Origin of the sequence: Eudoraea algarum, assembly GCF_050589645.1 — a bacterium.
GTDB lineage: Bacteria > Bacteroidota > Bacteroidia > Flavobacteriales > Flavobacteriaceae > JBNGOQ01.
Window position 1 is genome coordinate 783,848 of the sequence record NZ_JBNGOQ010000002.1, and the last position, 11,554, is coordinate 795,401.

Genomic DNA, 11,554 nt, shown 5'->3' on the forward strand with positions numbered 1-11,554 from the left:
CCAGACTTCATGCACAGTAAAAAACCTGACGCCCATAGACAGAATGAAAAAATTGTAGAAAATAAGGAACTGAATATCTGGGAAGCGCTGATTCCCGTAATTGCCCTGGTGGGCATGTTAGCCTATAATGTCTATGTTTTTGGGGACGATGCCCTAAGTGGGTCCAATCAGTTTATTTTATTGCTGGGCGGAGCCGTTGCGGCGATCGTGGGCTTTTTCAACAAGGTATCTTACAAACAAATGTTGGCCGAGGTAGCGGAGAACGTAAAATCTACCTCCGGTGCGCTGCTTATTTTGTTGATGGTTGGTGCCTTATCGGGTACCTGGTTGGTCAGTGGCATCATACCTGCTATGATCTATTACGGCCTACAGATACTGAATCCCACGATTTTTCTGGCAGCCTGTGTGGTTATCTGTGCCATCATTTCCATTGCCACGGGAAGTTCCTGGACCACAGCGGCCACGGTAGGGATAGCCTTGGTAGGAATAGGCGATGCCCTGGGGATATCCTTGGGAATGACCGCGGGAGCCGTATTGTCAGGCGCATACTTTGGGGATAAACTTTCGCCTCTGAGCGATACTACCAATCTGGCGCCGGCCATGGCGGGCGGGGAACTGTTCAGCCATATCCGGTACATGACCATGACCACCGTACCCACCATCCTGGTTACGCTCGTGGTGTTTATCATTATCGGTTTTACCCTTGATACTTCGGGCACTGCGGATACGGCGGCCATCTTAAGTTCTATAGACAATACTTTTAATATTAATGGGTGGTTGTTCCTAGTGCCCCTGGCGGTCATCTTTATGATCGTAAAAAAAGCCCCTCCTTTATTGGCTTTGTTAATAGGAACACTTATGGGCGGGGTGTTCGCATTAATTTTCCAGCCCGGGATCGTAGCAGGCATAGCAGGGGCAAGTCAGCTGAATTTCGAATCTGCCTACAAGGGAATTCTCAATGCCATTACCGTAAAAACCTCCATTGCCACTGAAAATGCCGCTTTGAACGATCTGTTCTCCTCCAAGGGAATGGCCGGTATGCTGGGCACTATCTGGTTGATCATTTGTGCCATGGTCTTTGGTGGCATCATGGACGGTATCGGAGCCTTGTCCCGGATTACCAAATCGCTGTTGAGCATGGCCAAGACCACTTTTGGCCTTTTCGCCAGCACCGTGGGCAGCTGTTTGGCCTTGAACGTTACCGCATCGGACCAGTATTTGGCCATTGTAGTGCCCGGAAAGATGTTTTCCAAGGCGTACGCCGATAGGGGCCTGGCCCCGGAAAATTTGAGTCGTACCCTAGAGGACTCGGGTACCGTGACCTCGGTACTGGTACCTTGGAACACCTGTGGTGCATACCATAGCGGTGTTTTGGGCGTAAGCGTTGGCGAGTATTTCTTTTATGCCATCTTCAATTGGCTCAGCCCTATGATGACCCTTCTGTTTGCCGCTTTTCATATTAAAATTAAGCAGTTGGTCGCTACTCCCGAGCCCGTGCAATAGCACTACCGCAAAAGGATGTTCAAAATTCGCTGGGGCTTTGATTCAAAAGAATTCCATAAAACCTACCGACCCATATTTTCTGTCAAAATTCCTTACGTATCAGGGAGATATTTTATAATTTCACAGCGAATTTAAAACTAGAGAAATGGCTACCGTAACATTAAAAGGAAACAACATACATACGCTGGGAAATCTACCGGAAACGGGAAGCAAAGCCCAGGATTTCACCATGACCAAAGTAGATCTTTCACCCGCTACCCTATCAGATTACAGCGGGCAAAAAATTGTCTTGAACATCTTTCCCAGTATCGATACCGGGACATGCGCCCAATCGGTACGTCAGTTTAACCAAGAAGCGGCAGAATTGGAAAATACCAAAGTACTGTGTATCTCCAAAGACCTGCCCTTTGCCCAAGCCCGTTTTTGTGGAGCCGAGGGTATTGCCAATGTAGAAATGCTGTCCGATTTCCGGGATGGGAACTTTGGAAAGACCTATGCCGTGGAGTTTACGGACGGCCCCTTACAAACGCTACTTTCCAGGGCCGTGGTGGTGCTCAATGAAAACGGCGAGGTCGTGTATACCGAACAGGTCCCTGAGACCGTGGACGAACCCAATTACAAAGCAGCTCTTGAAGCCTTAATGGATGCCTAAGGAAGGGTTTTTGCAGAATAGGATCCGCGGTGTGGGCTATGCCCTGCGCGGTGCTTGGCTCCTAATCCGGACCGAGGGCAGTATCCAGATCCAAATGGTCATTGCGCTCCTGGTTACCGGAGCAGGATTTTACTTTGACATCTCCCCTACCGAATGGATCTTGCAGCTCTTTGCCATTGCCATGGTACTGGGTATAGAGGGCCTCAATACGGCCATTGAGAAGATTGCCGACTATGTACAGCCCGAGTTTGACCATAAGATCGGCTTTATCAAGGACATCTCTGCGGGAGCGGTTATGTTGGTGTCCATAGCCGCCTCAATTATCGGGTTGATCATTTATCTTCCCAAAATTTTTTAAAATTAGCATAGGACCGGCTTCCTTTGTAAATTTGTATTTTAGCCCCAAATAATTCGTGTTTTAATGGCAAAAAAGCGAAAAAGATCAAAACCTACGACTGCTAAAAAAAAGACGGGCCTTAGGTTTTCCAAACAGAATAAAATTATATTGGGAAGCCTCCTGATATTCTTTAGTATGGCCTTGTTTTTTTCCTTTGCCTCCTACTATTTTACCTGGCAGGCCGATCAAAGTCTGTTGACCGAATTTGCCGATCGCAATGAACAGGCCAAGAATTTACTGAATAAATTCGGAGCCAGTGTAAGCCATTTTTTCATGTACAAAGGCTTTGGAGTGGCCTCCCTGATTTTTCCCGTCCTCCTGTGCATTACCGGACTTTATCTCTTTTTAAGCCTGGTCAGAAAAGGCCTGCTGAGCGTCTGGATATGGGGCTTGGTATTCGTGTTATGGATATCGATAAGCTTTGGTTTTTTTGCTGAAAGTCGCCCCCTCCTAGGTGGACTCATCGGCTATGAAATGAACGACTTTTTACAGGACTATATTGGGAAGATAGGGGTCTTTTTGCTGCTACTTTTTGGTTTTACCATTATCTTGGTACGATTGTTCGGGTTTTCGCCCGAGAGCATTGGCAGTTATTTCGCCAAAAAGAAGGCTTCCGTGGCAGCCGACTTTAAAGGGACCGTACGTTCTACCAAGGAATTGGTACTGGACACTGAGGATGAGTCGCCCATCGTGGTGGACACCTATACCCACAAGGAGGATATTCCCATTTTGGAAAAAGAAATCGACCCTGAATTGGAATTAAAGCTTACCGACACTCCAAAGTCTTCCGCTCCGGATATTACTATGGAAGTGAAAAAAATCACTGAGGAAAAAGAGGTGAAGCCTACCAAAGCAGCCCAATTGGTCAAGGATTTTGGTGAGTTTGACCCTACTTTGGAACTGGGCAACTACAAATTCCCGCCCATAGAACTGCTCGATCAGCACGGGTCGGCCGGCGGCATTACCATCAACCAGGAAGAACTGGAAGAAAACAAGAATAAAATTGTTGGTACCCTTAAGAACTACAAAATAGGCATCGCCCAAATAAAAGCGACCATTGGACCCACGGTTACCCTATACGAAATTGTTCCGGAAGCGGGCATTCGCATCTCCAAAATAAAAAATCTAGAGGACGATATTGCACTATCCCTCGCCGCCCTGGGCATTAGAATCATTGCCCCTATCCCGGGCAAGGGTACCATAGGGATAGAAGTGCCCAACAAAAATGCGACCATCGTTTCCATGCGCTCCGTCATAGCCTCCAAGAAATTCCAAAATGCGGAAATGCAACTGCCCATTGCCTTCGGAAAGACAATCAGCAATGAGACCTTTGTAGTGGATTTGGCCAAAATGCCCCACTTGCTTATGGCAGGGGCCACTGGGCAAGGTAAATCCGTGGGCTTGAATGCGGTATTGACCTCTTTGCTCTATAAGAAGCATCCGGCGGAGGTAAAGTTTATCCTGGTAGATCCCAAAAAGGTAGAACTTACCCTCTACAACAAGATTGAACGCCATTACCTGGCCAAATTGCCGGATTCCGAGGATGCCATCATAACGGACAATACCAAGGTCATCCACACCTTAAACTCGCTCTGTATTGAAATGGACAACAGGTACGAGCTGTTGAAACTGGCCATGGTGCGAAATATCAAGGAGTACAACACCAAGTTCAAGGCCAGGAAATTGAATCCGAACGATGGGCATATGTTTTTACCCTATATCGTACTTGTGATCGATGAGTTCGCCGATCTGATCATGACGGCGGGCAAGGAAGTGGAAACCCCTATTGCCCGATTGGCACAATTGGCACGGGCCATAGGCATTCATTTGATTATTGCCACACAACGGCCTTCGGTCAATGTGATTACCGGTATCATAAAGGCCAACTTCCCTGCGCGAATCGCCTTCCGGGTGACCTCCAAGATCGATTCCAGGACCATTTTGGATACCCAAGGGGCCGATCAGTTGATCGGTAGGGGGGACATGCTCTTTACCCAGGGCAATGATGTTACCCGTTTACAATGTGCCTTTGTGGACACACCGGAAGTAGCCAAGATCACAGAATACATAGGGTCCCAAAGGGCCTATCCGGAAGCGCATCTGCTTCCCGAATACGTAGGTGAGGATTCTGGCACAAGTATTGATTATGAGATATCCGAAAGGGATGCCATGTTCCGGGAGGCAGCGGAAGTCATTGTGATGGCACAACAAGGTTCGGCCTCCTTGATACAGCGAAAGTTGAAATTGGGCTATAACCGTGCCGGAAGGATTATTGATCAGTTGGAAGCTGCTGGTATTGTAGGTCCCTTTGAGGGCAGTAAGGCCCGGCAGGTGCTGGTGACCGATATGGTTGCCCTGGATCAATTATTGAACAACGAATTAAAATAAACACAACATGAAAAAAATACTTACGATATGCCTTGTGCTGCTTGCAGCAGGCGCTATGGCCCAAAATTCGGCCAAGGCCAAAAATTTATTGGACGAGGTATATACCAAGGTCAAAAGCTATGACAACATCTATGTGGATTTCAAATATGTACTGAACAATACGGAGGCCAACATTAATCAGGAGACCCGGGGCGATGTTACCATGCAGGGCGATAAATACCTTTTTAACTACTTGGGGTCACAGCAACTATACGACGGTAGCAAGGTATACACTATCGTACCCGAAAACGAGGAAGTCACCATAGAGGACAAATCAGAGGAGGACAACACCATAACGCCCTCCAAAATGCTTACCTTCTACAAGCAGGGACACAATTACGAATGGGACGTGCTGCAGAACGTGCAGGGCAGAAAAATACAATACGTAAAACTGGTCCCCATCAATTCAAATTCCGAGATCGCTTCCATTTTGCTGGGTGTGGATGTGGAGACCAAACACATTTACAAGCTTATTGAAACAGGTAAAAACGGCACAAAAACCACCATAACCGTTAATTCTTTTAAAACAGACCAGCCATTGTCGAAAACCTTATTTACTTTTGATGAGAACAAGTACAAAAAAGAAGGGTACTACATCATAAGAAGTTAGCACATTGCGGATTTTAGATCGTTATATACTTGCCAGGTTTCTCTACAATTTTACAAGCTCGTTTGTTATATTGATGTTCATCTTTATATTCCAAACGATCTGGCTGTTCATTGACGATCTTGCCGGTAAGGGACTGGATATTGTAATCATTGGGAAGTTTCTGTTCTACTTGATGCCCAACCTTACGGAAAAGGTGCTTCCCCTTACCGTATTGCTTTCCTCTATCCTTACCTTTGGCACCTTTGCCGAAAACTACGAATTTGCCGCGATGAAGGCTTCGGGCATTTCGCTACAGCGCTCCATGCGCCCCCTCATTATCTTTATTGTGTTTCTGGGCGGGGTTACTTTTTACTTTGCCAACAGCGTTATTCCGGCCTCGGAACAAAAAATCTACAATCTAAGGAGGAACATTGCCAAGGTAAAACCGGCCGTTGCCATTGCGGAAGGGGTCTTTAGTGATTTTGAGGGCACCGGCATGAACATTAAGGTAGACAAGAAATCTGGAGAGAACGATCGGTTTTTGGAGAATGTGATCATCCATCAAAAGACAGAGACCAACGTAAACAGCACCGTCATCAAAGCAAAGGGCGGAGAACTCGTTAGCAGCACCGATTCTGATATTATTCAGCTGGTCCTTAAGGATGGGCATTACTATGAGGATATAAAGACCAAGGCCAGCAATGCCAAACGAAAATTCCCTTTTACCAAGGCCAATTTTGAGACCTACACCATGAATATTGATATTTCTGGGCTCAATGACGTGGATCTCGAGGAGGAACGCGATGTTAGTACGGACAAAATGAAGAACATTTTCCGCCTATCCAACGATATGGATTCCCTAAAAAAGGACAACCTGAAAATTGTCCGGGCTTTTTCCAAGAACATCAGCAATAGAATGGGTGCATTTGTGCCCGTATCCAGGAAAGATTCCACCAAACAGGCAAAAGAATCTTTGAAAAAGGATAGTCTGGCATTACAGCCCCCCGCCGATTCCCTTTTGAACAAAACTGAAACGCCGCTGCCCATTCCAGATATTCTGGCACTGTATCAGGAATGGCAAGTAGCCCAAATCCTGAGTTCCGCCAAAAATTCCACGACCAGCATTAAAACCTCGATCCAGGGCAAGCGAGTGGAATTGCAAAAAAGATTCGAGATCCATAGACGACATATTCTGTCCTTCCATAAAAAATTCGCCCTGGCCTTCTCCTGCATCATCTTGTTTTTTGTAGGGGCACCCTTGGGCGCCATTATCCGAAAAGGAGGACTGGGTTTGCCCATGGTCATTGCCATTATGTTGTTCCTTACCTATTATTTTCTGGGCGTTTTTGCAGAAAACTATGCCAAAAAAGGAAACATACACCCCATGCTCGGGGCATGGCTGTCTACCTTAATAATGTTACCTTTGGGCATTTCTTTAACGAAAAGGGCCACGGCCGACCGGGGACTGACAGATTTTGGGGCCTTTCTGGATTACTTCAAAGGGATCTTTAAAAAGAAAAAGAAAGCGACAAGCTGAGCAAACGCGCATGGAAAAAAGCATACAACTCAATACGATAGAGGAAGCTATTGAGGACATACGAAACGGAAAGGTCATTATCGTTGTAGATGACGAGAACCGGGAGAATGAGGGCGATTTTATCGCAGCTGCCGAAAAGGTAAGCCCAGAAATGATCAACTTTATGGCCAAACACGGCCGAGGGCTTATCTGTGCCCCCTTGACCGAAGACCGATGCAACGAGCTGCATTTGGAAATGATGGTTAAGAACAATACCGTACTACATCAAACGCAGTTCACCGTGTCCGTAGATCTCATAGGACATGGGTGCACCACGGGGATTTCGGTACATGATCGTTCCAAAACCATCTTGGCACTTACCGATGAAAACACCAAACCCCACGATTTGGGCAGGCCGGGACACATTTTTCCCTTACGTGCCAAGAACGGCGGAGTATTGCGCCGCACCGGGCATACCGAAGCTGCTATTGATCTGGCGCGACTGGCCGATTTGAAACCAGCGGGTATATTGGTAGAGATCCTAAACGAGGACGGGACCATGGCCCGATTGCCCCAACTTATGAAGGTAGCCCGGAAATTTGACCTCAAGGTAATCTCCATAGAGGACCTGGTGGCCTATAGGATGGAGCACGACAGTCTTATTAAGCGTAGCGAGGCCTTTGATATTACCACACGCTTCGGCAAATTTAGGTTGCGTGCGTACAAGCAGACCACCAACGACCAGATTCATATAGCCCTGGTAAAAGGTACCTGGAAGACCGGGGAACCCATTCTTACCCGTATCAACGCCACCCTGGTAAACAGCGATATTTTGGGTACCCTGACGAACAACCCGGAAAAGAAGCTGGAAAATATGTTCAAGGCCATCAATGGCGAAGAAAAGGGTGCTATTGTCTTTATCAACCAGCAGTCCCAGTCGCTCAACCTGTTGAACCGGTTGTCAGAATTAAAGGAATTGCAGGCAAAAAATATCTATAAAGCACCTAAAATTAATATGGATGCCAAGGATTTTGGGGTGGGGGCGCAAATTTTGCACGATCTGAACATTACTAAAATCCGACTGCTTACCAACAGTGCTACCCGGGCCAGACGTGTGGGCATGGTAGGTTATGGATTGGAGATCGTTGAGTATGTACCGTATTAGACCAACGCTCCCAACACTTGGGCCATAGTCTCGGCTCGTTGCTTTACTTCCTCTTTTTTCCAGCCCAATTTAATCAAACAGGAGATGGTTCTCCCTACCCAGTGGTCCGATTGTGAAAAATCGGATTTGTAATAGTTGGGTAAGTTATCACGTACCTGGTTGGGTAGGAACCCCAGTGATTTTAGGTCTTTGAGGTGTTCCCATTGCCTATGGTAGTGCCAATTGTTGTCATACCAATAAAAACAGCCATCGATTCCCGCATCGGCAAGGGCCGCCTGCGCTTTTTTGGCGAGCACGGCGGTAGGCAAGAAGAAACTGAGGAAAGAGTAGTTTTCCACGCCGCCTTCAGGAACCTTCCTAAAAGTGATACCAGGAACTTGATTCAGACGCTTGCGCAAGATGGTATAGTTGGACTTCTGAATTTTCAAAAAATCATCGAGTCGGGCAATCTGTGCGAGTCCCACGGCGGCATGAAGTTCAGAAATACGGTAGTTGTACCCCAAAAAGGGGTGGGACTCCGCTCCCCTATCCGATCCCTTATGGTCATGCCCATGATCGGCATAGTGGTCTGCATGGGTATAATACGCTTCGTTATCCGTGATAAGGGCCCCACCTTCTCCACAAGTTATGGTCTTTACATAGTCGAAGGAAAAACAGCCAAGATCCCCATAACTGCCCAAGGCCTTTCCCTTATAGCTGGCTCCGATCGCCTGACAAGCATCCTCGATCAAAAGCAGTTGATGTTTTCTACAAAGTGCGGCCAGGGCATCCAGATCGGCCATGGAACCGCACATATGCACGGGCATGATTACTTTGGTGTGTTTGCTAATGGCTTTTTCAACTGCCTTTGGGTCCAGGGTAAGCGTATCGTCCACATCTACCATAACGGGTACGGCCCCTAGCGCCAAAATAGCTTCAAAGGTGGCCACAAAGGTAAAGGTGGGCATGATGACCTCGTCGCCGGCTCCGACCCCGGCACTGGCCATGGCAATGGTCAATGCCGCCGTGCCGCTACTGACCAAGTGGGCATATTTGGCGCCCATACGTTGGGCCAAAGCGTTTTCGAGCTCCCGTGCCTTCCAATGCGATCTGGCCCCATCAAAACCATAGCGCATAAGGACACCGGACTGTAGTACGTCGTTCACATGCGCTCTTTCCTGCTCTCCAAAAAGTTCAAATCCGGGCATAGTAGTGGGTATTGGTTATGCTTGGCAAATATAATGGCTGTAGCCAGGATTCGGGATAGAAATCCGAAGCTTTTTAAGAAATTTCGATAATACTTTCCGTTAACGGTCTGCGTACTTTTTTTAGGTCCGAGAACATATCGTCTCCCGCCCTGTAGCCTACCGGGAGCACAAGGACAGAGGTAAGCCCTTGGGATGCCAGTCCCAGTACTTCGTCATAGGCCGAAGGTACAAAGCCCTCCATGGGGCAGGCGTCTATCTGCTCGGCCGCACAGACCGTCAGTAGGTTGCCCATGGCCAAATAGGCCTGATTGGTGGCCCATTGTTTTATTTCTGCCATGCTCTTTTTGGAGAAGGTCTTTACCAGATCCTTTTTAAAGGGGTCCAAAATGGCCTGACTGGTACCCCGTACCTGCCGTACCCGTTCAAAATAATCCACGATATAGGTGTCATCTATGGCCTTTTCAATGCATAAGACCAGTACATGGGAGGCCTGCGCAACCTGAAGTTGTTGGTAGGAATGGGCCACCAATTGTTCCTGTACTTTTCTGTTTTTAAGCACCACCAGCTTTATGGGCTGCAGTCCGTACGAGGTGGCTGTGAGGTTAAAAGCCTCCTTTAGCTTGTTCAGCTGTTCCGGAGAAAGGGTTTTTTCCGGGTCGAATTTTTTAACGGCGTAGCGCCATTCCATTTGCTTGATAATATCCACAGTGTAGCTTTTAATTGAAAAACCAAAGTTTTACGGCCATGATCACCACCATGACCACTAAAAAGGTCTTGATGAACCCATCGCCCTTTTTTACCGAAAACCGGCTGGCAATCCACGCACCGGTACCATTGCCCATGGCCAGAATAAGGCCTACTTTCCAGTCTACCTTATCGTTGAGCACAAATACCGCCAGGGCAGACAAGGTATAGATAAATACTACGGCCACTTTGGTGGCATTGGCCTTAACGAGGGTCAAGCGGTTTACGTAATGTAAAAATAAAATTATAATAAATCCCAGGCCAGCGTTGATAAATCCGCCATAAATTCCAAAAAAGAAAAAAGCAATGATCCCGATCCAAAGGTATTTTCCTGTAAGGCGCTCTTGCATCTCCCCTATACTTATTTTGGGCTTAAAGATGATGATCAGCACTACGGCAATCATAATAATGGCCAAAATTTTGTTGAAGGTTTCGCCCTTGATGTCCACCGCAATATAAGCGCCCAAGATCGCGCCGAGCAAGGCGGAAATACCGAGGTATAGATTGAAGGGAAAAGTGGATACCCCTTTGCTCTTAAAACCCGCGGTGGCCAGGGCGGTCTGTATCACTATGGCCACGCGGTTGGTACCGTTGGCCACGCTGGGGGGAAGTCCCAGAAAAATGAGAACGGGAAGCGATAATAGGGAGCCTCCTCCGGCAACGGTATTTATAAATCCGACGGTAAAGCCTACCCCTACCAGCAGTACATAATGGTACCATTCTTCCATTACGTAAAAATACTTCCTTAAAACGAATAAAAAAGCGATTCTTCGTAAAATAAAAATCAGGCAAACGTTTTACGAAAAAGAAAAAGGGTGTTATATTTGCACCCGCCTTCGCGGCGCTAAACGCCGCTTCGGCGGGCACGCCCGCCAAAGGATTAGGAGGAATGGCAAATCACGTGAATCTTGCTAGCGAGATAACTGGATGAGGAGCCTGAAAATCCTAAAAATCGACTGGAGGAATGGCAGATCACGTGAATCCCGCAGGCGGGATAACGTGATAAAGTGGCAAGTGGCGTTTGCCGAAGGCATCACGCCATCGAATGCGAGGTTTTTTTGAAACGATGTATTACGTATACGCTCTTTGGAGTGAGGAACACGACAAAATCTATGTGGGGTTGACTACCAATCCGGATAGACGGTTGATGGAGCACAACGAGGGCAAAAGCACATATACGAGAAAATATAGACCGTGGCAACGGTTTTTTCTAGAGCCGGCACCAGATTTGGAAAGTGCTCGTAAAAAGGAAAAGTATTACAAATCGGGTTGGGGCAGAAAAACGCTCAAATCCAAACTGGAGGAATGGCAGATCACGTGAATCCCGCAGGCGGGATAACGTGATAAAGTGGCAAGTGGCGTTTGCCGAAGGCA

Annotated in this window: 11 protein-coding genes; 8 read left to right on the forward strand and 3 right to left on the reverse strand. The window is 47.3% G+C overall.

Annotation, left to right across the window (positions count from 1 at the left end; all coding sequences use genetic code 11):
* The first annotated feature begins 9 nt into the window (after nt 1-9).
* The 7 genes from nhaC (at nt 10) to ribB (ending at nt 8,249) form a co-directional block, all read left to right on the forward strand.
* Nucleotides 10-1,503, forward strand: coding sequence for a Na+/H+ antiporter NhaC (gene nhaC / locus ACRD67_RS09890; RefSeq protein WP_430966976.1), 1,494 nt, complete (start codon nt 10-12; stop codon nt 1,501-1,503).
* A gap of 145 nt (nt 1,504-1,648) precedes the next feature.
* Nucleotides 1,649-2,155: a thiol peroxidase gene (gene tpx, locus ACRD67_RS09895; RefSeq protein WP_430966977.1), complete on the forward strand. Its 507-nt coding sequence runs from the start codon at nt 1,649-1,651 to the stop codon at nt 2,153-2,155.
* Entirely contained in the window at nt 2,148-2,513 is a 366-nt protein-coding gene (locus tag ACRD67_RS09900; RefSeq protein ID WP_430966978.1) for a diacylglycerol kinase family protein, read from the forward strand. Before tpx ends, ACRD67_RS09900 begins: the two co-directional genes overlap by 8 nt.
* Before the next feature lie 63 nt (nt 2,514-2,576).
* Nucleotides 2,577-4,940 carry a DNA translocase FtsK gene (locus ACRD67_RS09905; RefSeq protein ID WP_430966979.1) on the forward strand — a complete coding sequence of 788 codons (2,364 nt, stop codon included), beginning with the start codon at nt 2,577-2,579 and terminating at the stop codon, nt 4,938-4,940.
* Nucleotides 4,941-4,947: 7 nt separating this feature from the next.
* Entirely contained in the window at nt 4,948-5,589 is a 642-nt protein-coding gene (gene lolA1, locus ACRD67_RS09910; RefSeq protein ID WP_430966980.1) for an outer membrane lipoprotein periplasmic chaperone LolA1, read from the forward strand.
* Nucleotides 5,590-5,662: 73 nt separating this feature from the next.
* The gene (locus tag ACRD67_RS09915) at nt 5,663-7,105 is read left to right on the forward strand and encodes an LptF/LptG family permease (RefSeq protein ID WP_430966981.1); all 1,443 of its coding nucleotides are present in this window, start codon (nt 5,663-5,665) and stop codon (nt 7,103-7,105) included.
* A gap of 10 nt (nt 7,106-7,115) precedes the next feature.
* A complete protein-coding gene (gene ribB / locus ACRD67_RS09920; protein WP_430966982.1) occupies nt 7,116-8,249 on the forward strand; it encodes a 3,4-dihydroxy-2-butanone-4-phosphate synthase in 1,134 nt (377 codons plus the stop codon).
* Here ribB and ACRD67_RS09925 read toward each other — a convergent pair.
* The 3 genes from ACRD67_RS09925 to ACRD67_RS09935 all read right to left on the reverse strand — a co-directional run bounded on the left by ACRD67_RS09925 (nt 8,246) and on the right by ACRD67_RS09935 (nt 10,908).
* Complete coding sequence (locus tag ACRD67_RS09925; RefSeq protein ID WP_430966983.1) at nt 8,246-9,436, reverse strand: DegT/DnrJ/EryC1/StrS family aminotransferase; 1,191 nt, start codon at nt 9,434-9,436, stop codon at nt 8,246-8,248. The two genes, ribB and ACRD67_RS09925, sit on opposite strands and share 4 nt — an antisense overlap.
* A gap of 73 nt (nt 9,437-9,509) precedes the next feature.
* A complete protein-coding gene (locus ACRD67_RS09930; protein ID WP_430966984.1) occupies nt 9,510-10,142 on the reverse strand; it encodes a nitroreductase family protein in 633 nt (210 codons plus the stop codon).
* A 10-nt stretch (nt 10,143-10,152) separates the two neighbouring features.
* On the reverse strand, nt 10,153-10,908 hold the full coding sequence (locus ACRD67_RS09935) for a sulfite exporter TauE/SafE family protein (RefSeq protein WP_430966985.1): 756 nt from the start codon (nt 10,906-10,908) through the stop codon (nt 10,153-10,155).
* 338 nt (nt 10,909-11,246) lie between these two features.
* Here ACRD67_RS09935 and ACRD67_RS09940 point away from each other — a divergent pair, with 338 nt between their 5' ends.
* On the forward strand, nt 11,247-11,501 hold the full coding sequence (locus ACRD67_RS09940) for a GIY-YIG nuclease family protein (RefSeq protein ID WP_430966986.1): 255 nt from the start codon (nt 11,247-11,249) through the stop codon (nt 11,499-11,501).
* Nucleotides 11,502-11,554: the final 53 nt, after the last annotated feature.

Bases quoted from the DNA above. Each gene is read 5' to 3' on its own strand.
- nhaC (WP_430966976.1), top strand. From the start codon at position 10: ATGCACAGTAAAAAACCTGACGCCCATAGACAGAATGAAAAAATTGTA.
- tpx (WP_430966977.1), top strand. From the start codon at position 1,649: ATGGCTACCGTAACATTAAAAGGAAACAACATACATACGCTGGGAAAT.
- ACRD67_RS09900 (WP_430966978.1), top strand. From the start codon at position 2,148: ATGCCTAAGGAAGGGTTTTTGCAGAATAGGATCCGCGGTGTGGGCTAT.
- ACRD67_RS09905 (WP_430966979.1), top strand. From the start codon at position 2,577: ATGGCAAAAAAGCGAAAAAGATCAAAACCTACGACTGCTAAAAAAAAG.
- lolA1 (WP_430966980.1), top strand. From the start codon at position 4,948: ATGAAAAAAATACTTACGATATGCCTTGTGCTGCTTGCAGCAGGCGCT.
- ACRD67_RS09915 (WP_430966981.1), top strand. From the start codon at position 5,663: ATGTTCATCTTTATATTCCAAACGATCTGGCTGTTCATTGACGATCTT.
- ribB (WP_430966982.1), top strand. From the start codon at position 7,116: ATGGAAAAAAGCATACAACTCAATACGATAGAGGAAGCTATTGAGGAC.
- ACRD67_RS09925 (WP_430966983.1), bottom strand. From the start codon at position 9,436: ATGCCCGGATTTGAACTTTTTGGAGAGCAGGAAAGAGCGCATGTGAAC.
- ACRD67_RS09935 (WP_430966985.1), bottom strand. From the start codon at position 10,908: ATGGAAGAATGGTACCATTATGTACTGCTGGTAGGGGTAGGCTTTACC.
- ACRD67_RS09940 (WP_430966986.1), top strand. From the start codon at position 11,247: ATGTATTACGTATACGCTCTTTGGAGTGAGGAACACGACAAAATCTAT.